Annotated in this window: 23 protein-coding genes; 8 read left to right on the top strand and 15 right to left on the bottom strand. The window is 59.7% G+C overall.

The annotated features are described in order from the left end of the window. Positions 1-104 precede the first annotated feature (104 nt). Positions 105-1556 (top strand): cytochrome c oxidase accessory protein CcoG, encoded by a 1452-nt coding sequence (ccoG, locus tag H9646_RS08020; RefSeq protein WP_191722846.1) that lies wholly within the window; start codon positions 105-107, stop codon positions 1554-1556. Between the two features lie 3 nt (positions 1557-1559). Here ccoG and H9646_RS08015 read toward each other — a convergent pair whose 3' ends face one another. Both H9646_RS08015 and H9646_RS08010 read right to left on the bottom strand, forming a co-directional pair. Next, on the bottom strand, positions 1560-3038 hold the full coding sequence (locus tag H9646_RS08015; RefSeq protein ID WP_191722845.1) for an aminotransferase-like domain-containing protein: 1479 nt from the start codon (positions 3036-3038) through the stop codon (positions 1560-1562). 70 nt (positions 3039-3108) lie between these two features. Further along, a complete protein-coding gene (locus H9646_RS08010; RefSeq protein ID WP_191722844.1) occupies positions 3109-4038 on the bottom strand; it encodes a LysR substrate-binding domain-containing protein in 930 nt (309 codons plus the stop codon). A 140-nt stretch (positions 4039-4178) separates the two neighbouring features. On the opposite strand from H9646_RS08010, the gene H9646_RS08005 reads away from it, so the two are divergent. From H9646_RS08005 to H9646_RS07990, 4 genes are all read left to right on the top strand, one after another. Next, positions 4179-5879: an acyl-CoA dehydrogenase family protein gene (locus tag H9646_RS08005; protein WP_225214063.1), complete on the top strand. Its 1701-nt coding sequence runs from the start codon at positions 4179-4181 to the stop codon at positions 5877-5879. A 129-nt stretch (positions 5880-6008) separates the two neighbouring features. After that, complete coding sequence (locus H9646_RS08000) at positions 6009-6986, top strand: tripartite tricarboxylate transporter substrate binding protein (protein ID WP_191722842.1); 978 nt, start codon at positions 6009-6011, stop codon at positions 6984-6986. Positions 6987-7142: 156 nt separating this feature from the next. Next, on the top strand, positions 7143-8144 hold the full coding sequence (locus H9646_RS07995) for a Bug family tripartite tricarboxylate transporter substrate binding protein (RefSeq protein ID WP_191722841.1): 1002 nt from the start codon (positions 7143-7145) through the stop codon (positions 8142-8144). An 81-nt stretch (positions 8145-8225) separates the two neighbouring features. Continuing rightward, positions 8226-9341 carry a CaiB/BaiF CoA transferase family protein gene (locus H9646_RS07990; protein ID WP_191723253.1) on the top strand — a complete coding sequence of 372 codons (1116 nt, stop codon included), beginning with the start codon at positions 8226-8228 and terminating at the stop codon, positions 9339-9341. Positions 9342-9449: 108 nt separating this feature from the next. On the opposite strand, the gene H9646_RS07985 is transcribed toward H9646_RS07990, so the two are convergent. The 12 genes from H9646_RS07985 to H9646_RS07930 all read right to left on the bottom strand — a co-directional run bounded on the left by H9646_RS07985 (position 9450) and on the right by H9646_RS07930 (position 19995). Next, positions 9450-10556 (bottom strand): NADH:flavin oxidoreductase/NADH oxidase, encoded by a 1107-nt coding sequence (locus H9646_RS07985; protein ID WP_191722840.1) that lies wholly within the window; start codon positions 10554-10556, stop codon positions 9450-9452. 105 nt (positions 10557-10661) lie between these two features. After that, positions 10662-11531, bottom strand: coding sequence for a plasmid replication/partition related protein (locus H9646_RS07980; protein ID WP_191722839.1), 870 nt, complete (start codon positions 11529-11531; stop codon positions 10662-10664). 213 nt (positions 11532-11744) lie between these two features. Continuing rightward, positions 11745-13121, bottom strand: coding sequence for a prephenate-dependent tRNA uridine(34) hydroxylase TrhP (gene trhP / locus H9646_RS07975; RefSeq protein ID WP_225214062.1), 1377 nt, complete (start codon positions 13119-13121; stop codon positions 11745-11747). Between the two features lie 183 nt (positions 13122-13304). After that, entirely contained in the window at positions 13305-14441 is a 1137-nt protein-coding gene (gene tolA, locus H9646_RS07970; protein WP_191722838.1) for a cell envelope integrity protein TolA, read from the bottom strand. Between the two features lie 38 nt (positions 14442-14479). Next, on the bottom strand, positions 14480-14908 hold the full coding sequence (locus tag H9646_RS07965; protein WP_191722837.1) for an ExbD/TolR family protein: 429 nt from the start codon (positions 14906-14908) through the stop codon (positions 14480-14482). 15 nt (positions 14909-14923) lie between these two features. Beyond that, positions 14924-15634, bottom strand: a complete 711-nt coding sequence (gene tolQ / locus H9646_RS07960; protein WP_191722836.1) for a protein TolQ — start codon at positions 15632-15634, stop codon at positions 14924-14926. After that, positions 15631-16044 (bottom strand): tol-pal system-associated acyl-CoA thioesterase, encoded by a 414-nt coding sequence (ybgC, locus tag H9646_RS07955; protein ID WP_191722835.1) that lies wholly within the window; start codon positions 16042-16044, stop codon positions 15631-15633. Before ybgC ends, tolQ begins: the two co-directional genes overlap by 4 nt. Positions 16045-16067: 23 nt before the next feature. After that, entirely contained in the window at positions 16068-17252 is a 1185-nt protein-coding gene (locus tag H9646_RS07950) for a pyridoxal phosphate-dependent aminotransferase (protein ID WP_191722834.1), read from the bottom strand. A gap of 99 nt (positions 17253-17351) precedes the next feature. Next, positions 17352-17891 (bottom strand): transcription antitermination factor NusB, encoded by a 540-nt coding sequence (gene nusB, locus H9646_RS07945; RefSeq protein WP_191722833.1) that lies wholly within the window; start codon positions 17889-17891, stop codon positions 17352-17354. Further along, the gene (gene ribH / locus H9646_RS07940; protein ID WP_191722832.1) at positions 17888-18358 is read right to left on the bottom strand and encodes a 6,7-dimethyl-8-ribityllumazine synthase; all 471 of its coding nucleotides are present in this window, start codon (positions 18356-18358) and stop codon (positions 17888-17890) included. Before ribH ends, nusB begins: the two co-directional genes overlap by 4 nt. A gap of 5 nt (positions 18359-18363) precedes the next feature. Continuing rightward, on the bottom strand, positions 18364-19485 hold the full coding sequence (gene ribBA, locus H9646_RS07935) for a bifunctional 3,4-dihydroxy-2-butanone-4-phosphate synthase/GTP cyclohydrolase II (protein ID WP_191722831.1): 1122 nt from the start codon (positions 19483-19485) through the stop codon (positions 18364-18366). 213 nt (positions 19486-19698) lie between these two features. Beyond that, positions 19699-19995, bottom strand: coding sequence for a 2Fe-2S iron-sulfur cluster-binding protein (locus tag H9646_RS07930; RefSeq protein ID WP_191722830.1), 297 nt, complete (start codon positions 19993-19995; stop codon positions 19699-19701). 602 nt (positions 19996-20597) lie between these two features. Between H9646_RS07930 and H9646_RS07925 the strand changes: the two genes are divergently transcribed. From H9646_RS07925 to H9646_RS07915, 3 genes are all read left to right on the top strand, one after another. Next, positions 20598-21518, top strand: a complete 921-nt coding sequence (locus tag H9646_RS07925; RefSeq protein WP_191722829.1) for an SDR family NAD(P)-dependent oxidoreductase — start codon at positions 20598-20600, stop codon at positions 21516-21518. Positions 21519-21697: 179 nt separating this feature from the next. Next, positions 21698-23251, top strand: coding sequence for a glutamate--cysteine ligase (gene gshA / locus H9646_RS07920; protein ID WP_191722828.1), 1554 nt, complete (start codon positions 21698-21700; stop codon positions 23249-23251). 204 nt (positions 23252-23455) lie between these two features. Then, a complete protein-coding gene (locus H9646_RS07915; RefSeq protein WP_191722827.1) occupies positions 23456-25060 on the top strand; it encodes a methyl-accepting chemotaxis protein in 1605 nt (534 codons plus the stop codon). Positions 25061-25114: 54 nt separating this feature from the next. On the opposite strand, the gene H9646_RS07910 is transcribed toward H9646_RS07915, so the two are convergent. After that, positions 25115-25345 (bottom strand): hypothetical protein, encoded by a 231-nt coding sequence (locus tag H9646_RS07910; protein WP_191722826.1) that lies wholly within the window; start codon positions 25343-25345, stop codon positions 25115-25117. Positions 25346-25427 lie beyond the last annotated feature (82 nt).

Here is a 25427-nt window from a genome sequence, read left to right as displayed (position 1 = left end):
TTGGCGCAAGTTGCCAACTCACGCACAGTCGTTGTTGCAAATTGCCCCATGGAACGCGAGCCCGAGCCCGCGTGGGCGGGCAGTAGCGCAACGGACCACAGCCCATGACCACCGAAAAAAACAAAGCCCCCGACAGCGCACCTCAGTCGTCGCGCAAAACCATTCCAATCCATGCTGAACCTGTGGGTACGCCGTTTTACGAGGCCCGTAAAAAAATTCAGCCTCGCTCCATTCAAGGCGTATTTGCCAACTGGCGCTGGGCGCTGGTGTGGATCACCCAGCTGTTCTTTTACGTCACGCCCTGGCTGCAGGTGCATGGCCGCCAGGCGCTGCTGTTTGACTTGGAGCAGCGGCGTTTTTACATCTTTGGCTGGCTGCTGTACCCGCAAGACTTTATCTACCTGACGGCGCTGCTGATCATCAGTGCCCTTGCGCTGTTCCTGTTCACTGCGGTGGCCGGGCGTTTGTGGTGTGGCTTTAGCTGCCCGCAGTCGGTGTACACCGAAATTTTCATGTGGATTGAGCAGCGCCTAGAGGGTGACCGCAGCGCACGGCTGCGCCTGGACGGCAGTGGCTGGTCGCTGGAGAAAGTTGCCAGACGTGGCGGCAAACAATTGCTTTGGGTGCTGGTGTCACTGTGGACAGGCTTTACCTTTGTTGGCTACTTTGTGCCGATTCGGGAGCTGGCCGTTCAGGTGATGGCGTTGCAAGGCGCATGGCAAATTTTCTGGATTTTGTTCTACGCACTGGCCACCTACGGCAATGCAGGCTTTTTGCGCGAGCAAGTGTGCAAGTACATGTGTCCGTATGCACGTTTTCAAAGTGCCATGTTTGACAAAGACACGCTGGTGGTGACTTACGACGCGGCGCGTGGTGAAAATAGTGGGCCACGCCATAAAGATGCAGATTACAAGGCCCAGGGGCTGGGGGACTGTATTGATTGCAAGCTGTGTGTGCAGGTGTGTCCGGTGGGCATTGATATTCGCAATGGCCTGCAGTACGAGTGCATTGGCTGTGGCCTGTGTATTGACGCGTGCAACAGCGTGATGGACAAGGTGCACTATCCACGGGGGCTGATTCGTCTGACCACGGAAAACGGAATAGCCCAGCGCTGGAGCCAGTCGCAGATATTGCGCCGTGTGTTCCGCCCTCGCGTGCTGCTGTATGGAGCGGGCTTGATCGCTATTACCGTGGCCATGGTGGCCAGTCTGTATGTGCGCGTGCCCCTGAAGGTGGACGTGGTGCGTGACCGAGGGACGCTTTCACGCATCGTGGCCGGTGGGCAGATTGAAAACATTTACCGGGTGCAAATTGGCAATGCCACGGAAATGGAGCAAACCTATGTGCTCAGCGCTTCGGGGATTGACGGCATTCGGGTGGCATCTGAAACGCATGTGCAGCTGGCCAGCGCGCAAGACCGCTGGGTGGTTGTGCGTTTGCAGGTGCCGTATGGGGCGGCTTCACCCGGTTCACACACGGTCTTTATCGAAGTGCAGGCCGAGTCGGATGCGCGCATTCAGGTACTGGCCAAAACCACGTTCTTGATGCCTCGGTAAAGCTCAGGAGCCACAGGGCGCGATGCCCTGTGCGCCTGTACGGGTCATTTCGCAGCACCACTGGCCTAGCATTTGCAGCGCTTGCTCGGTGCGTGCGTCCCACAGCAGGCCATAGTTCAGCCGCAGGCAGCGGCCAAATGCGCGCGAGGCCGAGAACACCGGCCCTGGTGCCACGCTGATGCCCGCCGCCAAAGCCCGCTGGTGCAACGCCAGCGCATCGCAGCCTTCGGGCAGCTCCACCCACATAAAGTAGCCACCTTCTGGGCGCGTTGCGCGGGTACCTGCCGGAAAGTGCTGTGCAATGGCTTGCGTCATGCAGTCGCGCTGTGTGGCCAGCGTGTGGCGCAGCTGGCGCAGGTGCTTGTCGTAGCCCACTCCTTCAAGGTACTGTGCCAAGGCAGCCTGGCTGGGTGCATTGGTGCTGATAGAGGTGGTAAGTTTTTGCCGAGCCACAGCCTGCGAAAAACGGCCCGCGGCCACCCAACCAATGCGCCAGCCCGGTGCCAGACATTTTGAAAATGAGCTGCAGTGCAGCACCCAGCCTTCGCGGTCATAGGCCTTGGCGGGCAGTGGCCGGCGAGCGGTAAAGTACAGCTCGCCATACACGTCGTCTTCAATCAGCGGGATGCGGTGGCAGGTAATGAGATCGACCAGCTGGCGCTTGTTCGCCTCTGGCATCAGGCAACCCAGCGGGTTGTGAAAGTTGGGCATCAGCCAGATCGCCTGCGGCTGGTGCTGCGTGATGGCGGCTTGCAGTGCTTGCAGATCGATGCCATCGCGTGGATGGGTAGGCACTTCAATCACGTTCAGGCCCAGGCGCTCCAGCGCTTGCAGTGCGCCATAGAAGCTGGGCGATTCAACCACTACGGTGCCGCCGGGGCGTGTCACCGTGGAGAGACAAAGGTTCAGCGCCTCCAGAGCACCGTTGGTGATGACCAGATCGTCGGCATGCAGCGGCAGGCCATCGGCCAGGTAGCGGCGCGCAATATGCCGGCGCAGCCCGCTGTGCCCGGTGCTCAGATCATCGAGCATGGTGTGCGCCACAAAATGACGGGCATTGTGGGCCATGGCACGCGCCAGCTTGGCTAGCGGAAAGTGCTGAGCGGCCGGAAAAGCGCTGCCGAAAGCCACGGTTCCGGGCTGAAAGCTGGCTTGCAACAAAGCAAATACACGCTCGGTGACATCCACTGTCAGGGAGCTGGGCGAAGTGTGCAGGCCAATTTCTGGCTCGGGCGGTGCCTGGTGTGCGCCATGGGCGACGTAGTAGCCCGATCGCTCGCGGGCGCGAATCAGCCCCCGCGCTTCTAGCAGGTAGTAGGCCTGAAACACCGTCGATGGGCTGACATTGCGTGCCGTGCAGCAGTTGCGCACCGAAGGCAGCTTATCGCCAGGCAACAGCACTCCGGCGTGAATGCGCTCTTCGATTTCGGCAGCCAGAGATTGGTAGCGGTATGCAGAGGCAGACAAGATGGCTTCAGACATGGCAGTTGCGTTGGAGAGGTGCATTGCGTGTGCGGCACACAAGAGTATGTAGCGCTACTGGCTGCGCGCATCATGGGATGCGTGCAGCCGGGGCGTCTGCTTGCGTGCGAGTTGCAGACTGTTCAATTTGGTGTTTGAGATGTTCGAGCAGCGCCGTTACCAGTGGATGCTCGAGCCCCGAGCGCCACATGGCCTGCATTTCTGAATGTACTGTGTTGTCGCGCAGGGGGCGAAATACCAGGCCCGGTATGCCTGCGCGCTGCAAGCAGGCCGGCACGATAGAGACGCCTTGCCTGTTGCTCACCAAAGACAGCACGGACAGCCAGTGGTGCACTTCATGGCGCAGCTCCGGGTCAAAGCCTGCGCGCAGGCACAGGCTGTGAATGCTGCGAAAGTACTCGGGCGAGACTGCGCCAGAAAACAGCACCAACCGCTCTTTGGCCAGGCTGGATACGCTCAGTCGTGCTTGCGTTGCCAGAGGGTGCTGTGCGGGCAGGCACGCCATGAATGGCTCGCGCAGCAACATCTGTGTGTGCAGGCCGGCAGGTGCAGCCAGGGTATGCATCAAGCCCAAATCTATTTTTCCCTGCTGCAAGGCGGTGACCTGGGCTGCACTGTTGAGCTCGTGCAGATCCACGCGCACCTGTGGGTGCTGGGCTTGCAGCTGTGCCAGGGCTTCTGGCAAGCCGCGGTACATGCTGGAGCCTACAAAGCCCAGCCGCAGACAGCCGGCCATGCCTTGCGCTACGGCACGCGTGTCCAGCGCAGCGCGTCGGCTGCGGTCCAGAATGTCGCGGGCCTGTACCAGTAAATGCTGGCCTGCAGCAGTCAGCCTCACTTCCTTGCTGCTGCGTTCGAACAGCTGGGCGCTGAGCTGCCCCTCCAGCTGCTTGATGGCCACACTCAGCGGGGGCTGGGAGATATGCAGGCGCTGTGCAGCGCGGCTGAAGTGCAGCTCTTCAGCGAGCACTACGAAATACTGCAGCAGGCGAAATTCCATCGACGGTCCTTGTGTGGCAAAGAGGTATCTATTCGATTTAGATATTGATCTATACATCAATAATATTCGACTCGAATAGGTTCTCTTTGCATCATTTGACGCATGTCATAACCAGGCAAGCAAGCCTAGATGGAGTGATGATGAATATGCGCCCACCGATGGACGTTCAACGCACCGCTGCTGCTGCGGACCACCCCGTGCCGGATCGACACGGCAGCAACCTGTACAGCACAGACTTGCAGTTGGAGCCCTTGCTCAGGCTGTATCTGCCCGAGCAGGTGCATGCCCACCTGCAACCCTATCTGCAGCGCATGGGGCACCTGGCTGGTGGCCGGCTCGATGAGCTGGCGCTGATCGCCGATAAAAACCCGCCCACCCTGGAGCACCGAAGCCGCACTGGCCAGGATGCACAGCGCATTCACAAGCACCCGGCGTATGTCGAGATGGAACGCGTGGCCTATGGTGAGTTTGCGCTGGCCACCATGTCGCACCGCAGCGGCGCTCTGGGCTGGGAGGGCAAGTTGCCACCCCTGGCCAAGTACGCGCTGACCTATCTGTTTGTGCAGGCAGAGTTTGGTCTGTGCTGCCCGCTGTCGATGACGGATTCACTGACCCGCACCTTGCGCAAATTTGGCACGCCAGAGCTGGTGGAGAAATACTGGAGTCAGCTGACGGCCACAGATTTTGAAGACATGGCACAAGGGGCCATGTTCATGACCGAACAGGCTGCGGGCTCTGATATTTCCAACACCCAGACCCTGGCGCAGCCCAATGCAGATGGCAGCTGGAGCCTGACAGGGGATAAGTGGTTTTGCTCCAACCCGGATGCCGCTTTCGCCATGGTGCTGGCACGGGTAGAAGGCGCACCTGCAGGCATGAAAGGCATCTCTTTGTTCTTGCTGCCGCGCCAGCTGGACGATGGCAGCACCAACCACTACCACATCGTCCGCCTGAAAGAAAAGCTGGGCACACGCTCCATGGCCAGTGGCGAGATTCGCATGGAAGGCGCAGTCGCCTATCTGGTGGGGGAGCAAGGGCGCGGCTTTGTGCAAATGGCCGATATGGTCAACAACTCACGCCTGTCCAATGGTGTGCGCGCTGCCGGCTTGATGCGACGCGCGGTGGCGGAAGCGGAATTCATTGCCCAGGAGCGCCATGCTTTTGGTAAAGCCCTGCAGGACATCCCATTGATGCAGCGCCAGCTGGACAAGCTGCGCATTCGTGCCGAGCAAGCCCGCACCATGGTGCTGCAGACGGCGCAGGCGCTGCAGCGCTCTGACGCGGGCGAAGAGGGCGGCTATGCCTTGCTGCGCATCCTGACGCCCATGATCAAGTTCCGCGCCTGTCGCGATGCCCGCATGGTCACGGGCGATGCCATGGAAGTGCGCGGTGGCTGTGGCTATATCGAAGAGTGGAGCGACCCTCGGCTGGTGCGCGATGCGCATTTGGGCAGCATCTGGGAAGGCACCAGCAACATTGTGGCGCTGGATGTCTTGCGGGCCACACGCCGTGAAGGCTCTTTGCCTGTGCTTCAAGCCCATGCGGCGCAGCTGCTGGCGCAAACCCAGGCAGCACCCGCATTCAAGGCCGAGCTAGAGCAAGCCATGGAGCGTGCCTGCGCATTGGTGCAAAGCGCCACCGATGCTGGCGCACAAGGCGAACACCTGGCACGCGCGGCAGCCTCGGCCCTCTACCACTGCTTTACCGCGATTGCCATGGCGTGGGAGGCATCACACACCCAATGTTTGCAGCGCATGCGCTGGGCGCAGCTGGTGCTGCTGCACCGTGTATTGCCACGTGACCCATTGAGTGTGAGCGCCGTGCCTGCCGATTGGGCTTGAGGTGCAACTGTTGCGTGGCACGGGGGGAGATGTCCGTGCCTGCATTGGGCGGTGACTGGCTCAGCCAGCGCCGCTTTCGGCCCCTAAGCCCCGATACAGAGGCAGGGTCTATTTCCTAGGAGACAAACCATGGATAAGCGCATATTTTTGCAAAGCTTGGGAGCACTGGCTGCCACAACGTGGACATCCAGCTGGGCGCAAACCAGTCACTCTGGCTTTCCGCAAAAGCCCATCACCTTGATTCAGCCCTATGCCCCGGGCGGCCCGACCGATCAGCACCTGCGCGTGGTGGCCGAAGAGGCCGGAAAGATTTTGGGGCAGCCCATTGTGCTGGACAGTCGCCCCGGTGCGAATGGCGTAACGGCTGCTGCCGCGCTGACCCGCGCAGCTCCGGATGGCTACACGCTGGGGGTGTTGCCTGCATCGGTCTATCGCGAACCTTATATCAACAAGGTGCCGTTTGACCCGACCAGCAGCTTCAGCTACATCGCCCTGCTTTCAGACTACAGCTTTGGACTGGCTGTGCGCGACGATGCACCGTGGAAAACGTGGGCAGACCTGATGGAAGACGCCAAGAAGCGCCCAGGCGTCCTCAACATTGGTGCAACGGGTGCCATGGGTACTCCCCGGATCGTGATGGAAGAGGCGCTGGCGGCTGCGGGCGTGAAAGCCAACGTGGTCACTTACAAAGGTGATGCGGACGTCACCACCGCAATTTTGGGCGGGCATATCGACGCAGCACCGCTGTCGGGTGTGGCAGTGCCGCATATCGAAGCGAAAAAAATGCGCTATCTGGTCATGCTGACGGCGCAGCGCATTCGGCGCTTTCCGCAATTGCAGACGTTGCAGGAAGCCGGTATCCCGCATTACATCGATTCGCCCTATGGCGTGGCAGGCCCCAAAGGTATGGATGCAGCACGCGTTTTGCAGATCAGCACAGCGTTTCACCAGGCGTTGCTGTCGCCAGCGGGCATGCGGGTGCTGCAGCAGCTCAATCAAGAACCCAACTACAAGGCTCCAGCTGACTACCAGGCGTATGCCAATGCAGCGTTTGCCCGCGAGAAAGCGCGCATGGCATGGATGCGAGACAACGGGCTGCTTCAGTAACTGAAGAGAAAAATGCACCAAACGCTGACTGGTTAAGTGTCTGGTGGCCATCAATAAAAAAACTGGTGCATGCCGTTTGCGGCTACATGCACAGGCCCGCATGCACAGGCCCGTATGCACAGGCCTGCATGCACCAGTACTGCAAGGAGACACAACATGGCAATACATTTGAAAAAAATATCACGCACGGTAGTGGTCGCAGCTTCGGCTGTGGCTGCGCTGGGCGCCAGCTTTCCGCTGCTCGCAGCGGCTGAGACCTTTCCTTCCAGGCCTGTGACGTTTGTGGTGCCATTCCCGCCGGGCGGTCCCACGGATGCCATGGCGCGCACTCTGGGCGTAGCGTTGACGCAGGCGCTGGGTCAAAGCGTGATTGTGGAAAACCGCGCTGGAGCGGGCGGCAATATCGGGGCTGAGGCGCTGGCGCGTGCCAAACCGGACGGCTACACCATCATGTTTGGAACATCTGGCCCCTTGGCCATCAACAAGAGTCTGTACAGCAAGATTGGCTACGACCCTGTCACAAGCTTTGCGCCGGTGATTCGCGTGGGCTATCTGCCCAACGTGCTGGCGGTGCACCCCAGTGTCAAAGCCAATTCCGTGCAAGAGCTGATTGCGCTGGACAAGGCCAAGCCCGGCAGTTTGAACTACGCCTCTTCTGGCAACGGGGCCTCTTCGCATCTGGCCGGGGTGCTGTTTAACCAAAAAGCCCAGACCTCGCTGCAGCACGTGCCCTACAAAGGCACAGGGCCAGCGCTCAATGACTTGCTGGCAGGTCAGGTAGACATGAGCTTTACTGACATCTTGACGGCCATGCCCTATGTGCAAAGTGGCAAGCTCAAGATCATTGGCGTGGCCACTGAAAAGCGCTCTCAGGCGATGCCAGGTGTCCCCACGATTGCCGAGCAAGGCTTGCCCGGCTACGACGTGAGTGTGTTTTTTGGCGTGGTGGCACCAGCGGGCACGCCTGCCCAGCGTATTGCCATCTTGAACCAGGCTTTCCGCAAGGCTTTGGTCAGTGAGAAGGTGCGCACCACCTTCGCCAGCCAGGGCCTGGAGCCCGCACCAGATCTGACTGCCGAAGGGCTGGGACGTTTTATTCCCGAAGAAGTGGCCAAGTGGAAAGCCGTGGTGCTCGCCTCAGGTGCCGTGCTGGACTGATGTGACAGAGATGGAGATTTTTTGATGAGCAACGCTTGTATGACAGCACCCTCGCCAACAACTTGTGCCGCACCTGCAGGCATGCCAACGGGTGCTTTGCAGGGCCTGACGGTGCTGGATCTTTCACGCATTCTGGGGGGGCCACTGTGCGGACAGATGCTGGGTGACCATGGCGCTGATGTGCTGAAAGTAGAGCCTCCGCAAGGCGACGACACGCGAGCCTGGGGGCCACCGTTTCAGGACGGGGTTTCTTCGTACTACCGTGGACTGAATCGCAACAAGCGCACGCAGTTTCTGGACCTGAGCCAGCCTGAAGGCCAAGCCAGAGTGCTGGCGCTGATGGAGCAGGCCGATGTGGTGGTGGAGAACTTCAAGATCGGTACCCTGGAAAAGTGGGACATAGGCTGGCAGCAGATGCAGTCGCGCTTTCCACGGTTGATCTGGTGCCGCGTCAGCGGGTTTGGCGCCGATGGACCGTTGGGCGCATGGCCCGGTTATGACGCAGCCATTCAGGCCATGAGCGGCATCATGAGCGTCAATGGTGAAGCTGGGGGAGAGCCCTTGCGGGTAGGGTTGCCAGTGGTGGATATGGTCACAGGAATGAACGCTGTGATTGGTGTGCTGCTGGCGCTGCAAGAGCGCCAGCGCAGCGGTTTGGGGCAATTGGTGGATGCGGCGCTGTACGACAGTGCCATTGCCCTGCTGCACCCCCATGCGCCCAACTGGTTCATGGATGGCAAACCACCGCAGCGCACCGGCAACGCACATCCCAACATCTATCCCTATGACGTGCTGCATACCGGCTCGATCCCCGTGTTTTTTGCGGTGGGCAATGACCGCCAGTTTCAACTGCTGTGCGGGCATATCGGGTGCCAGCATCTGGCTCAGGATGTGCGCTTTGCCAGCGCAGGCCAGCGCTCGGTGCACCGAGACACGCTCAAGCCTTTGCTGGAGGAGTATCTGGCTGCCTTTGACGGTGCGCAACTGGCGACTGATTTGATGGCTCTGGGTGTGCCTGCAGCACCCGTGCAATCGGTCGATGACGCGCTGCAGCACCCGCATAGCTTGCACAGAGAAATGGTGGTGCAGATGCCTGGTGGCTACCGGGGGCTGGGCTCCCCAGTCAAACTCAGCCGCACACCGGCGACTTATCGCGTGCCGCCGCTGGCGCGGGGGGATGCATTTTTGCCAGACTGAAGGGCAAGGGCAACGTTGAAAAGCGCCTGAATGCTGTAAGAGGCTGCGCGCTGTGGGTGAATCAAAAAAAGGAGTCCTTGGACTCCTTTTTTTCATGCGATGCGGCGCTTAAGGGGCGTCAAACAAATCCTTGGCCCCATGCGGCTGGCAGCGCAGGTACTGCGGTGCGGCATGTACACGGGCACCCAGCTGGCGTGCGGCTTCCCACGGCCAGCGTGGGTTGTACAGCATGGCACGGGCTACGCCAATGGCATCGGCGTGGCCCGCATCCAAAATGGCCTGGGCCTGCTGTGCCTGGGTAATCAGGCCCACGGCAATCACAGGCATGCTGCCGCCCAGACTTTCGCGCAGTGCAGCGGCCAGCGGCACCTGGTAGCCAGGTCCAATCGGTATCTGCTGCGCCGGGTGCAAGGCAGCGCTGGAGACGTGAAGGAATGCACAGCCGCGCTGCGACAGGGCATGCGCCAGCGCCTTGCTTTGCTCCACATCCCAGCCCCCGTCGACCCAGTCCGTGGCCGAGATGCGCGCGCCGATCGGGAAACCCTCAGGCACCGCCGCCTGCATGGCGTCAAAAACTTCCAGCGTCAGGCGCATGCGGTTGTCCAGGCTGTCGCCATAGGCATCGGTGCGCAGGTTGGACAGCGGGGAGAGGAACTGATGTAGCAAATAGCCATGGGCGGCATGCAGCTCAATGGCATCCAGACCCAGCTGGTGGCTGCGCAGGGCGGCATCGACAAACGCTTGCTTGATGTCTGCAATATCTTGCAGTGTGGCGCTGGCTGGGGCGGGGTCGGTGGGCAGATAGCCCTGGGCGCTGGCACTGATGGTGCGCCATGCGCCGGGATGGTCAGCAGGCATGGCTCCACCGCCTTCCCAGGGCCGCAGGCTGCTGGCCTTGCGGCCTGCGTGGGCCAGCTGAATGCATACCGGCATGGGGCTGTAGCTGCGGATATGGGCCAGCACAGGCTGTAGGGCTGCGGCCTGTGCATCGCTCCACAGGCCCAGATCGTAGGGGCTGATGCGACCGCGCGCCTCGACCGCAGTGGCTTCCAAAATCAGCAGGCCCGCGCCGCACTGGGCCAGGTTGCCGTAGTGCATCTGGTGCCAGCTGGTGGCGCAGCCGTCTTGGGCAGAGTACATGCACATGGGCGGAACGATGATGCGGTTGGTCAGCTCCAGATTGCCCAGGCGAATGGGAGAAAACAGTGCAGGCATGGTGGGGTGTTGAGGGGAAAGCCAGACAAGCGCTCAGCATGGCACAAAAAAAAGGGGCCACCGAGCACGTCGGTGACCCCGCTGCAAGGGCAGCCGTCTGGGCGCTTAGCCCTGCTCGGCCAGCAGCTCCTGCAGCGTCTTGACCTGCATGCGCAGGCGTTCGTTTTCGGCTTCCAGCTCGTTCACGCGCGCTTGCAGCTCCTCGGCAGAAGCCACAGGGGCGGCATCTGCGCTGTCATCTTCTGGCACCACCTTTTCTGCCTTGGGCTTTTTCTTGGCATCGCGCACGCGCTTGGCCCCTTGCTTGAGGCCATCTGCGCCTTCGGCGGCCATGGCTTGCTGCTCTTCGACGGGCAGGGTAGAGACCACGGCAGCCGCGTTCAAAGACAGCTCACCGGCCTTGACCGCAGCCACCACTTCGGGGGCGGCTTTTTGCTGGATGGTTTCAATCATCTTGACCTGGCTGGCCGACAGGCGTGCAGCGCGGGCCAGGGCTTCGCGGGTGTCCAGCGCGTCATCGGGCACCTTGGGGCTGCTGGCCAGGGCCTGGGCTACGGCGGGGTCGACATCACCTTCCCACGGGGCTTGTGCATTGGCAGATTCGGCCTTGGCGGCGTTCACGGCAGCAGCTGCAGCGGCGCGGCGCTCGGTAATGATTTCGCGCTTGCGCAGGGCCAGTACACCGCGCTGAAAGTCGGACACCGAGCGGCGGCCCAGATGCTGGTCAATCATCCACAGGTGGATGTCTTCCATGTTCTGAAAGCGTTCGTTCTGGATGGTTTTGAACGGCAGGCCATGCTTTTGGCAGATGCCGTAGCGGTTGTGCCCGTCCACCAAAATATTGCCCCACAGCACCAGTGCGTCGCGGCAGCCTTCATCCAAAATGCTGCGCTCCAGGGCTTCATGTTCGTCGGGGGTCAGGGGGTCGATATAGGCCTTGAGTTCAGGCAGAACAACAATCTCTTCGGTGCTCATGAAATTCCAATTTTTGCGGCCCATGGACTGTAGCCCGCTGGACGCGAATGTCAAAGATCCAAGTCAAAAGGCACCCGAAGGTGCCTTGTGTGCAAAGACCATGTGGTGTCTTTAAAAATAAGAGCTGCTAGCGCTTTCTGTCATTGGTTTTCAAATAGAAAACTATCTGAAAGTGTTGTGAATAAAGCGCTGGCAGCTATCAGTTATTTCTTATCAAGCTTCGGTAGGCTGCAGCAGGCGCGAAATCAGAGCGCCTTCCACAGGGCCTTGCACCGGAATGCGTACGCGCACCGGGTTGCCCGATGCCACTTGGACGGCCTGGCCTTCCAGGTTGAACATCTGCTCGAGCTTGACGGTGCGGTTGCCGGTCGGGTGAATGATTTCCAGCGTATCGCCCACCGAGAAGCGGTTCATGGTTTCGATTTCGGCCATGCCGTTTTCGTAGCCGTGCACCTTGCCCACGTAGTGGCTGCGTTGCAGCACCGAGGTGCCGGTCTCGTAGTTCTGGTAGTCGTTGGCGGGGCGGCGCTCCAGCAGGCCGCCGGTGTAACCGCGGTTGGCCAGACCTTCCAGCTCGGTGATGAGGTGGGGGTTGAAGGGGCGGCCAGCCACGGCGTCATCGATGGCGCGGCGGTAGGTTTGCGCGGTACGGGCCACGTAGTACAGGCTCTTGGTGCGGCCTTCAATTTTCAGTGAATCGACACCAATCTTGGCCAGGCGCTCTACGTGCTCAATAGCGCGCAGGTCCTTGGAGTTCATGATGTAGGTGCCGTGCTCATCTTCCATGATGGGCATCATCTCGCCGGGGCGGCCTTTTTCTTCCAGCAGGTAGATGGCATCGGCCTTGGGGTGGCGGTTGCCGTCACCGCAGGTGCTGGTGAACTGGTTGTCTGCGTCGTTCTTGGCGTCTTCGAAGTTGAAGCCCTTTTCCATGGTCTGGCCCAGCGCCTCGCCAGTGTTGGGGTCCACATTGGCGTCGTGCGTCTTGTAGTCCCAGCGGCAGGCGTTGGTGCAGGTGCCCTGGTTGGGGTCGCGGCGGTTGAAGTAACCCGACAGCAGGCAGCGGCCCGAGTAGGCAATGCACAGCGCGCCGTGCACGAACACTTCCAGCTCCATGTCGGGGCATTCCTGGCGGATCTTTTCGATCTCATCGAGGCTCAGCTCGCGCGAGAGAATGATGCGCTCCACGCCCATCTTCTGCCAGAACTTGACGGTGGCGTAGTTGGTGGTGTTGGCCTGCACGGACAGGTGGATCACCGCCTCGGGCCACTTTTCCTTGACCATCATGATCAGGCCGGGGTCGGCCATGATCAGCGCGTCTGGCTTGAGCTCCATGATGGGCTCGATGTCGCGCAGGTAGGTGCGAATCTTGTCGTTGTGCGCAATGACGTTGGATGTCAGAAAGAATTTCTTGCCACGGGCATGGGCTTCTTGAATGCCTTGGGCAATCTGTTCCATGCGGAACTCGTTGTTGCGCGCGCGCAGCGAGTAGCGCGGCTGGCCAGCGTAGACAGCGTCGGCACCAAAGTCATAGGCGGCGCGCATTTTTTCAAGCGAGCCGGCGGGAAGCAGCAGTTCAGGGGCTTTCATAGGGGGCTTATTTTCCTTGATTGGCGTCAGTTCGTCACGGCCCAGCGGACATGAACCTGCAGGCCATGTGGTGCAACGAGTTTGCTGAAATAAAAATAGCTACTTACGCTTAATGCATAAGGACTTCAGATACTTTTCTATCTGAAGTCCTTATGCGGTAAGCGCTAGCTGCTATACAAAGTATTAATCCTGTGGGCGGAAACCAATCAGCAGCTCTGAAGGCACTTTGCCATTGGTGTCGCGTGGCAGTGTGTCTGTCTTGTGCAGGGCGCGCACCACGGCGTCATCCCAGGCTTTGTTGCCGCTGGACTGCACCAGCTGCACGCCAGTGATGGTGCCATCGGGGGCTGCGCGCACGCGCACTTCAGCGCGCGGGTTGCCGCTGACCATGTCAGGGTAGACGATGTTGGGCTTGACCTTGGCCGCCACCTTGGCGCCGTAGCCCGCAGAGTGCCCGGCGGTACCGCCGCCTGTGCCCTTGCCACCGTTGGGGCCACTGCTCTTTTCAGCAGAGCCCGTGCCCCCAGAGCCTGCCAGACCGGCCATGGCTTTGAGGTTTTCCTGGCGCATGCGCTCCAGCTCCTTGGCGGCCTTGGCATCTTTGGCGGCTTGTTCTTTCTTGCGCTTGTCGTCAGCAGCTTTCTTTTCCGCTTCTTGCTTGGCTTTTTCGGCCTTCTCGGCCTTTTCTTTCTCTGCCTTGTCTTTGGCGGCTTTGTCTTTCTCGGCTTTTTCGCGCTTGTCTTTTTCCTGGCGGTCTTTTTTCTCTTGCTCGGCCTTGTCGCGCTTTTGCTGTTCCAGCTTGTCGCGTCTGTCTTGCTCGATCTTGTCCTTGCGTGCCTGATCCGCCTTGTCTTTTTCAAGTTTGGCTTTTTCGGCTTTTTCACGTTCGGCCTTGTCCTTGGCCTTTTGTGCCTCTAGCTCTCGCTGCTTTTGCTCAGCTTCGTGCTTTTTGCGTTCCTGCAAGGCAATGTCTGCATCACGCTGCGCCTGCAGCTCTTGCTGCGTGGGCTGGGGGGGCGCTGGAGGTGGTGCAGGGGGCTGAGGAATGGGTTCTGGCTCAGGCTCGGGCGGCGGTGCAGGCGTGGGCTGCGGCACAGGCGGCGGCGGCGGTGCCACGGGTGCCAGTGGAGCTGCCTGCACAAAGGTGTCTGACCACAGCTCTGCCTCGACGGCGGCTTGCTCAGTCGATGCTGGGGGGCTGACTTTCCACATGAATGCGCCCACCAAAACGGCATGTGCCAGCAATGCCAGCACCCAGTTGCGCAGACGCTTGGGCTGGCGGGGTGGGGCAAAGGGGTCGTGGTCTAGGCGAGAGGACATGGAAACAATCAGGCGCTCGAATCAGAGGATAAAAAGGTTTATTTGGCGGCGGACTTCACGCCCAGAGCCACGCGCACTTCAGCCGCTTGCAGCTCGGCCATGGCTTGCACCACGACTTCGTAGGGCAGTGATTTGTCAGCAAGAATCTGCACCGCAGCCTGCTCGGGGTTGGCATCTTTCCACGAGCGGGCCAGACCCTGCAATTCGCCCAGGGCCACTTGCTGTGAGTTGTTGCCGGCCTTGAAGGTATGGGTGCCATCTTTGTCCAGCAGCACGTAGGCAATGCTCTTGGACGGCGGTTTGGAGGACTTGCCTGCCGTGGGCACATCAATATTGCCGGGCGTGAGCATGGGGGCTGTCACCATGAAGATGATGAGCAGCACCAGCATCACGTCGATGAAGGGCACCATATTGATTTCATTGACGGTGCGGCGACCACCGCGACCTCGGGAGCTGACTGCGGGCATGGTGTGCTCCTGCGCTCAATAGCCTGAGGCCGTGGTGCTGGCCGAAGGGCTGCTGACGTTGCGCTGCAAGATGTTGGTGAACTCTTCCATGAAGGTCTCTTGCCCGTTGGCAATGCGGTCAATGCTGTTGGCGTAGCGGTTGTAAGCGGTGACCGCTGGAATCGCTGCAAACAGGCCCATGGCGGTGGCCACCAGTGCCTCGGCAATGCCGGGGGCCACCGTGGCCAGCGTGATCTGCTCCATGTTGGCAAAGCCGGTGAAAGCGTGCATCACGCCCCACACCGTACCGAACAAGCCCACATAAGGCGAGACAGAGCCGACGGTGCCCAGAAAAGACAGGCCGGACTCGACCTCGTCCATCTCGCGCTGAAAGCTGGCGCGCATGGCGCGGCGTGTGCCGTCCATCAGGGTGCCGCTGTCGTTGATGCGGCGTTCGCGCAGTTTTTTGTACTCGCGCATGCCGCTGGCAAAAATGCGCTCCATCGGACCGCCGAGCTTGGCGTTCTGTGTGGCACTGTTGTACAGGTCATTGAGGCTTTGTCCCGACCAGAAATCTTGCTCAAAGGATTCATTGAGCTGGCGCACCTGCTTGAGGGCCTGAGACTTGCGGAAAATGGTGGCCCAGCTTGCGACCGAGGCAACGACCAAAATCAGCATGACCAGTTGTACCACCCAGCTGGCCTGCAAGATGAGGCTGAAGATGGACATGTCTTGGGCTGCGTTCATGAGAGTTTTTCCACAATGGAGTTCGGAATTCGGGCAGGGCGCATGGTGGTCGAATCGACCCAGCCAACGCGAATACTGCCTTCACATAACAGTTGCGGTGCCTCGTTGGATGACACCGGCTTCAAAAAAGCCTGCTGGGCAATGGTGATGGAGGCTCGGCCTGCTGATTGCAGCACAGCTGTCACTTCGATCACGTCATCCAGACGCGCAGGTTGCAGGTAATTGAGCTGCGCCTGTGTCACCACAAATATGCCGCCGGCTTCGTCGCGCAGCTTTTGCTGCTCTACGCCCAGATTGCGCAGCCACTCTGTGCGCGCACGCTCAAAGAATTTGAGGTAGTTGGCGTAGAAGACGATGCCGCCAGCATCGGTGTCTTCCCAGTACACGCGAATGGGAAAGGAGAAAACCATAAAAGTTCCCTTCGTTGTCGGGGTCAGGCAAACAGCTTGCGCATGCGGCGCACGGCCTCTTGCAGCTGCTGCATGGAGTTGGCGGTGGAAAAACGCACGTAACGGGCGGTGTCAGCGGTGCCAAAGTCGCGCCCGGGGGTAATGGCCAGGTGGGCTTTGTCCATCAGCGCGTAGGCAAAGTCCCAGCTATTGTCTACGCCTAACTTTTTGCACAGTGCGGTGCAGTCGGCCCAGGCGTAAAAAGCGCCGTCAGGCATGACATCAATGCCAAAGCCCAGTTCACGCAAGGCGGGCAAGAAATAGTCGCGCCGGGCTTTGAATTGGGCACGGCGCTCTTCAAAGATGGCCATGCTCTGGGGGGTAAAGCAGGCCAGCGCAGCGTGCTGCGAGATGGTGGAGGCGCAGATGAACAGGTTTTGCGCCATGCGCTCGATCACAGGCACCATGGCATCGGGGACAACCATCCAGCCCAGGCGCCAGCCCGTCATGTTGAAATACTTGCTGAAGCTGTTGATGGAGATGATGTCGTCGCTGATGGCCAGCGCACTGTGGCCAAAGGCCTCCTCGTAGGACAGGCCCAGATAAATTTCATCCACGATGGTGACACCGCCCTTGGCCTGAACCACTTCGTGAATGCGGCGCAACTCCTGCGGCTCAATCGAGGTGCCCGTTGGGTTGGAGGGCGATGCCAGCAGCACGCCACGGGTTTTGTCCCCCCAATGTGCAGCAACCTGTGCAGCGCTCAGCTGGTAGCGCTCGGCAGCGCCGGTGGGAATCAGCTTGGCCACACCTTCTGCGGCGCTCACAAAGTGGCGGTTGCAGGGGTAGCTGGGATCGGGCATGAGGATTTCATCTCCCGCATCGATCAATGCCAGGCACGCCAGTTGCAAAGCTGCCGATGCACCCGCCGTAATCACGATGCGCCGGGCGGGCACGGTGATACCAAAGCGGCTGAGGTACCAGGCGCTGATGGCTTCACGCAAAGGCTCCAGACCCAGGGCGTTGGTGTACTGGGTTTGCCCACTGGCAATGCTGTGCTGGGCAGCTGCTTGCACCTGCGCCGGTGCCGTGAAGTCGGGCTCGCCAATGTTCAGGAAGATCATGGGCTCAGGGCCGCTGGCGACTTCTTTGGCCAGTTGCTGGGCCGCTTTGGCCACTTCCATCACGTAAAAGGGGGTGATCTTTTCGGCGCGCGTAGAAAACTGCATGTGCAAGCAAAGCGCAAAGCGCTGTGAAAGATGGAAAACAAAACAGAGCCATGAAAAAAGGCAGCGGCCCGTTGGGCGCTGCCTGATTGTGTGGCTGGCTTAGGCCTTTTTGCCAGCCTTGTCTGCGTTGACCTCGTCGGCACGCAACTCTGGTGCCAGTGCATTCATGATGCCGTTGACGTATTTGTGACCGTCAGTGCCGCCAAACTCTTTGGCCAGCTCAATCACTTCGTTGAGAACAACGCGCCATGGCACGTCCATGCAGTGCATCAGCTCGTAAGCGCCAATCCACAGGCATGCATGCTCAATGGGCGAGAGCTCTTCGATCTTGCGATCGAGCTTGGGTGCGATCAATGCGTTCAGATCAGCTTCCATTTCAATGCAGCCATGCAGCAGTGCATCGTAGTGCGCCGCATCGCTCTTGTGAAAGCCTGCCAGATCACGCGTGAACATGTCGATCGAGGTGGCGCTGTTGCGGCCAACCAGGTGCTGGTAAAGCGCTTGCAGTGCAAACTCGCGCGAGCGGCTGCGTGCAGATTTGGACGATGCCTTGCGTACGCCGGTGCTGGTCAGCCCCTTGCGAGGCTGGCGGGGCGTGGGGCTGTTGTCAGCGGATGTGGGTGCGTGTTCGTCGCTCATGCTTGTTTCAGTGTGCGGAGCAAGCAGGCCATTTCCACAGCCACACGTGCGGCATCCAGACCCTTTTCGGTCTGGCGGGCAATGGCTTGCTCCAGGTTTTCGGTGGTAATGATTGCGTTGGCAATCGGCAGCTTGTAGTCCAGGCTCAGGCGTGTGACGCCTGCGCCCGATTCGTTGGCCACCAGTTCAAAGTGGTATGTCTCCCCACGAATGATGCAGCCCAGTGCAATCAGTGCATCGTAGCCGCCGCGCTCTGCCATGGCTTGTAGGGCCACAGGCACTTCCAGTGCACCGGCAACCATGACATGGTGGATGGCATCGGGCTGTACGCCCGTGGCCAGCAGCTCTTTGCGGCATGCATCGGCCAGGGCATTGGTGATGCCTTCATTCCAGCGGGCCTGAACAATGCCAATGCGCAGTGTCTGGCCGTTGAGTGGTTGTGTTGCGCCTTTTTCAGCGTGCAGCATGTGTGTTATTCCTTGGTGATGTAGCCAGTAATTTCCAGTCCATAGCCGGCCATGCTGGGCATGCGGCGGGGCTGGCCCAGCAGTTTCATTTTGTGAACACCGCATTCACGCAGAATCTGTGCGCCAATGCCGTAGGAGCGCAGGTCCATGCGGCCACGCTCGGGTGCCTGGGCAGAGCGGGCGCTGCCTTCAAATTGCGCCAGCAATTGCCCGGCGCTTTCGCCACAGTTGAGCAGCACGGCAACGCCTTGTCCTTGGGCATTCAGGTATTGAAGGCTGGTGTCCAGACCCCATGAGTGCATGGATCGGTTGACTTCCAGCGCATCCAGCACTGACAGCGGTTCATGCACGCGCACGGCCACTTCATCGGTCTGGCTCCAGCTGCCTTTGACCAGGGCCATGTGCACAGACTGACTGGGCTTGTCCTGGAAAAGGTGGGCAGTGAACTCGCCCCAGTTGGTGTGCATCTGACGCGTGCCGACCTTTTGCAGCAGCGACTCGGTGCGGCTGCGGTACTGGATCAGATCAGCAATGGTGCCGATCTTCAGTCCGTGCTCTGCAGCAAACAGCTGCAGATCAGGCAGGCGGGCCATGGTGCCATCGTCCTTCATGACTTCACAGATCACGGAGGAGGGGGAGCAGCCGGCCATGGCGGCCAGGTCGCAGCCGGCTTCGGTGTGCCCGGCGCGCATCAGCACGCCACCGTCTACGGCTTGCAGCGGGAAAATATGGCCAGGCTGCACCAGGTCTGTGGGCTGGGCGTTCTGGGCCACGGCGGCCTGCACGGTGCGTGCGCGGTCAGCGGCAGAAATGCCCGTAGTCACGCCTTCAGCGGCCTCAATGGAAACGGTGAACGCTGTGCTGTACACCGTGCCATTGCGGGCGGCCATGGGAGGCAGTTTCAGGTATTCGCAGCGTTCGCGGGTCAGCGTCAGGCAGATCAGGCCACGGCCAAATTTGGCCATGAAATTGATGGCTTCAGGTGTGACGTGGTCAGAGGCCAGGACCAGATCGCCTTCGTTTTCACGGTCCTCTTCATCAACCAAAATGACCATGCGACCAGCGCGCATGTCTGCAACGATGTCTTCCACCGGCGAAATCTGCACGGGGATGAGTGGTGAGTTCATGGAGTCTTGTTCCTTGGATGACCTGTCGGGTTGCCGGCAGCACGCCTTTGTGTGGGCACCCGCCCAGCATGCCTATGGGGGCATGCTTTCCAAAGAACATTGCGCGCGGTCTTCGCCGCTGGTAGGCCGGCGCCGGATGGTGCGCGGTCCTGTCGAAAGTCGGTATTTTAGTGCTTTGTAGCGCTCTTGGCATGCAAGGGGCGCGACTGGGCTCTAGTTCTCGGGGTCTTGCAGGCAGACATCCCCGTTGGGGTAGGCCACGCAAGGCAGTACACAGCCCTCGGCTTTTTCTTGCGCCGTCAGCCCGGGCCACTCTATTTTGTAATGCACGCTGCCGGTTGTGAGTGTTCCCAGGCAGGTTCTGCAAGTGCCATTGCGGCATGAGCTGGGCCAGTTCAGGCCGCCCATTTCCATGGAGTCCAGCAAGGTCTGGTCTGCCCAGGCATCGCACTGCTGTCCGCTGGGTTCGAGCTTGGCGGTAAAAAGTTCAGGGGTAAGAGGGTGGTTCATGGGGTTATCCCGAGGGTGGGATGGCTGAATGGTCAACCGCCAATTGTCGCTGCGCAAGCTGCCTGTGGCAGTTAAGTGAATGTGCTTAAAAAATAAGCAGCGCACTTGTGTGCTTTGTAGATCAAGCACTTGTGCGGGGGTGGCGGGTTTTGTCCGGGCTTATCCACATAGTTGTTCAGTCAATTTGGGGGCAACTGGCGGTTTAGAAGATGCACCAACTTGGATAAATGACGTTTTTTATGGAAGGTATCCACTGTCTATTTTTTACTCAGTGTGATTTATTTTGATTTAAAACAATGAGTTAAGTGTGTTGTGTTGTGCTTTGAGATTGGTTATCCACAGGATTGTTCAGGATTTTCGGGTGAAAGTACATGTGTGACCTGGGTGAGTGATTAAAAAACAGGCAGTTGGTGGAGGCTTTTGTAAAACAAGGGCTTAGCGCAGTTGTCGACAAGCCTTCTTGGCTTGTCCACATGCTTGTGCCGTTTATCCGTGGATAAGCCGTTGGTCGTTGAGTCACTTGGGTGAAATGGGGGATGAACGAGCATGCTTACAGTGGCTGGCTATCACGTAATGAATCACAGCGAAGAGGAGAGATATCCATGCAGGCATTGACGTTTGAGGGGCAGGTTGCGATTGTGACGGGGGCAGGCGGTGGCTTGGGGCGTGAGCACGCACTGGCATTGGCGCAACGCGGGGCCAAGGTACTGGTCAATGATCTGGGGGGCAGTCTGGACGGGCTGGGTGGGTCCGTTTCAGCGGCGCAAGCGGTTGTCAACGAAATCAAGGCGCTGGGCGGCGAGGCCATCGCCAACGGTGCATCGGTCACCGACTTTGCGGGGGTGCAGGCCATGGTGCAGCAGGCCATGGATGCATGGGGACGTATCGATATTTTGGTGAACAACGCGGGCATCTTGCGCGACAAGAGTTTTGCCAAGATGGAGATGGACGACTTTCGCCTGGTGGTGGAAGTGCACCTCATGGGGGCTGCCAATTGCTGCAAAGCGGTGTGGCCTCACATGCAGGCACAAAACTATGGCCGTATTGTGATGACCACCTCGTCGTCTGGCCTGTATGGCAATTTTGGGCAAAGCAATTACGGCGCGGCCAAGATGGCGCAGGTGGGCCTGATGCAAACCTTGTCGATTGAAGGCGCCAAGCACAACATCCATGTGAACGCTCTGGCTCCCACGGCGGCCACGCGCATGACCGAAGGCTTGATGCCTGAAGCCGTGCTGGCAGCGCTCAAGCCTGCAGCAGTGGTGCCAGCCATGCTGGTGCTGGCCCATGCTTCAGCGCCCACCCGTACCATCTTGTGTGCGGGTGCCGGTGGGTTTGAAGCGGCGCATATCACACTGACGCAAGGCGTGTATGTGGGCACCGGTGCTGACGCGGCAGAACAACTGGCCGAGCAGCTGGGTGCAGTGCTGGACCGCTCCAATGAAAAGGTGCCCCAAAGCGGGTCAGCGCAGGGCCAGCTTGAGGTGGGCAAGGCGATGGCGGCGCGATCAGTCACTGTCTGATAGGCAGCGGCGTGTAGCTGTTAGAAAGTCAGTGCGCAATCACCTTCCTCAGGTTTCCCGGGCCTGAAATGGTTATGTCGCCACACAACGTCAAGGCCGCAGGCATGTCTCTATCATCTTTGCTCGCAGGGGTGGCATGCTAAGGTCGACCCCGTTTTTGACCGTTACACCCGACAAGAATGAATCCAACGCACAAACCGTTTGCCCTGCCCGCTGCCGAGCGCCTTGCCGGCATTCGCCGCGGTATTGAAAAAGAAGGTTTGCGCGTATTGCCCTCGGGTCATCTGGCGCTGACCCCGCACCCAGCTGCTTTGGGCTCGGCGCTGACACACCCGCACATCACCACCGATTACAGCGAGTCGCAGCTGGAGCTGATTACCGGTGCCCGCAAGGGCGTGCAAGAGTGTCTGCAGGAGCTGCAGCAGGTGCACCAGTACACCTTGCGCAGCATGGCGCTGGTGGGTGACGAGACGATGTGGGCATCGAGCATGCCGTGCTATTTGCCCACTGACGAAACCATTCCGCTGGGCCGTTATGGCTCGTCGCATTCCGGCCGCTCCAAAAGCGTGTATCGCATGGGGCTGGGTCACCGGTATGGCCGTCGCATGCAGACCATCTCGGGCATTCACTACAACTGGTCGCTGCCAGGCGTGAGCAGCGAAGAGTACTTTGCGCTGATTCGCAATTTCCGCCGCAACGCTTTTGTGCTGCTGTACCTGTTTGGCGCATCGCCTGCACTCAGTCCCTGCTTTGTCGAAGGACGTGACCACCAGTTGCAGCCGCTGGGCGATGCCAAAAAAGCGCTGTATCTGCCTTATGCCACGTCGCTGCGCATGGGGCGTCTGGGCTACCAAAGTGATGCGCAGTCGTCCATCAACGTCAGCTACAACGGCCTGGAAGGCTATGCCAACTCTCTGCACAAGGCGCTGACGCAGCCTTACCCAGCTTACGAGCAACTGGGCATTCGCAACCCCGGTGGTGACTACAACCAGCTGGGCACCAGCTTGCTGCAGATAGAGAACGAGTTCTACGGCACCATTCGCCCCAAGCGCACTACGCAGCGGGGCGAGCGACCACTGCACGCGCTGCGTGAGCGAGGTGTGGAATATGTGGAAGTGCGCTTGATGGATCTGGATCCGTTCGAGCCCGTGGGCATCAATGCCAGCACCATGCGCATGCTGGATGTGTTTTTGCTGCACTGCTTGCTCAGCGACAGCCCACCCGATTCGCCCGAAGAAATTGAGCAGCTCAAGCACAACCAGCACATGGTGGCCGAGCGTGGCCGCGAGCCGGGGCTGCAGTTGCAGCGCGGCGCGCAATCGGTGTCGCTGGTGGACTGGGCCAGCGATGTACTGACCCAGTGCGCTCCGCTGGCTGCGGCGCTGGATGCGACGCACCAGACAAGCAGCTACAGCGAAGCTCTGGCCCAGGCCCAGGCGCTGGTGGCTCAGCCGCATAACACGCCCTCGGCACGGGTGCTTGAGCAAATGCACCGCCTGCATGGCAACAGCTTTGAGCAGTTTGGCCTGATGCAGTCCATGTGGGCGCGCGAGAGCGTGCTGAGCCTGCCTTGGACCGAGCAGCAGCAAGCGCACTTTGAGCACATGGCGCACGCCTCGGTGCAAGCGCAAAAAGACATTGAAGCTGCAGACACGGGGACGTTTGAAGAATGGCGCCAGCGCTATATGGACCCCGCAGTTTTGGGCTGCTGCATCCAGGTTTATAAAAAATAAGAGCTTTAAGCGCTTGCCACAGCTTGTTTTTAGATAGTTAATTACCTGAAAGCTAGCTTTGGTAAGCGATAGGTGCTGTATTTTTTGAAAAGCGTTCGCCTTGATGGAATGTCACAGTGTTGACATTTTGTAACGCTAAATTGGCAAGCAATCTGTCTGGAGATGTTTGCCACTATGTCGCTTGCTGCCCCTTCTCTTGTTTCTGTGTCTGTGGTTGACGCCATGGACGCAGGCGAGTTATCGCAACCTACGGCCCAGCGTGGCTTGCTGCGCAACTGGCCTGTAGCAACCAAGATTGCCGTAGTGTTTGGCGGGTTGCTGCTGTGTGGCGTGCTGGTGGCAGGGGCTTTGATTGCCTATCTGCAAAAAGTCGAGCACAACGCTGCCACCAGTTTGCAGGTGCAAGATGAAGGCATTGCACACGCCCAGCAGTGGCAGGCGCTCACTGAAAAAGGGGTGGAGACAGCCCTGGCCAGCGTGCTTTCTTCTGAAGAGGACGTGATCAGCGCCTTTGCCGCGAAAGCCAAGAGCTATCTGACACAGGCGCGGGTGCTGTCCCAGTCCATGGACCTGACGGGTGCTTTGGGTGAGCAACTGCACGCACAAGCGGCTGCTTTGGATAAAAGTTACGAAGAAACGTTTCGCGCCCGTGATCTGGGTATGTCGTGGGAGGCGGAACGCCTGGTGAAAGAGGGCATGCAGCCTGCTGCCCAGGCTTACCTGCTGACTCAGACCGAATGGCTGCAGCAGTTGCAGCAAATGCGACAGGGCGCGCAGGCCACTGCCGCCCAAGTGCGTCAGCAGGCCCAGTTGTGGGCTTTGCTGGTGTATGCCGTGTTGCTGGTGGTGGGTGTATGGATTTCTGTCGCCATCACGCGCTCTATCACCCAGCCATTGGCGCAGGCGGTGGAGCTGGCGCAGGCCATTGCGCAGGGTGACCTGACGGAGCAGGCGGCAGACAGCCGTAAAGACGAAATGGGCAGCTTGCTGCGCGCCTTTGACCGGATGTGCGCGCAGTTGAACGGGGTTGTGGCGCAGGTGCGCAGCGGTGTGGGGCATGTCACGCAAACCGCCAGCTATCTGGCGCAAGGCAACTCAGAGCTTGCCCAGCGTACCCAGTACACCGATGCCCAGTTGCAGCTGGCTGTGACGGGGATTGAGCAAATCAGCCAGCAACTGGCCGATTCGGTGGCCAATGCCGGTAAAGCCCATCAGTTGTCAGCATCGGCGGTGCAGTCAGCCAGTGACGGGGGGGCGGTGGTGCAGATGGTGGTGAGCAGCATGGACAGTTTGCGGGCCCAAAGCACGGAGATTGCCGCCATCACGGGAGTGATCGATGGCATTGCCTTTCAGACCAATATTTTGGCGCTCAACGCTGCCGTAGAAGCTGCGCGCGCTGGTGAGCAAGGACGCGGTTTTGCCGTGGTGGCGGCCGAGGTGCGGGCTTTGGCGCTGCGCAGCGCCGAGGCGGCGCGCCAGATCAAGACTTTGATTACCAGCTCACTGGAGCAAATGGAATCGGGGGCAGGACTGGCACAAGATGCAGGCCAGCGCATGCACCGCATCGTGCAGGATGTGCAGGATGTCAGCAGCTTGGTGGGCAGCATTACCCACAAGGCCCAGGAACAAAGCCAGGGCATGGCGCAACTGCATCAGACCATGGTGGCGCTGGACGGTATGACCCAGGACAACGCACGCCTGGTGCAGGCCAGCAGCCAGTCGGCAGCCAGCTTGCATGCACAGGCGGGGCATTTGGCCGAGCAAGTGGCCGTTTTTAAGCTACAGAACAAGCAAGCATTGATAGCTTGAAACGCCTGCTGATCAATGCGGCAAAGCCGCTTTTTTTCGAGTTTTTGAGGGGTGTTATTTTTGCTTGTGGCGGCGCAATGCGTATTGCCCCATGAATGCAGCACCCAGCACCAAGGCAAACCATGCCGGTATTTGCGCGTGCACGAACAGCTCGCGCACAGAGCTGCTGGACATGAAGTGCGGGGCAATGATCAGGACAAGGCCAATCAGCACCAAGATCACGCCACGCACCAGCATGTCATTGTTCAAAGGAGAGCGGGAAGGTTTGGAGTGTTGCGAGGACATGGGCGGACCGTTGTGACGAGATAACAGCTTGCGATTATCCTTGCTGCCCCACACACCTACTGCAAAACAAGAAAGCAAACTC

The organism is Comamonas avium (genome assembly GCF_014836675.1).
GTDB lineage: Bacteria > Pseudomonadota > Gammaproteobacteria > Burkholderiales > Burkholderiaceae_C > Comamonas > Comamonas avium.
Note: the sequence above shows the minus strand (reverse complement) of the source record. Positions and strands in the feature narration are given on the sequence as shown.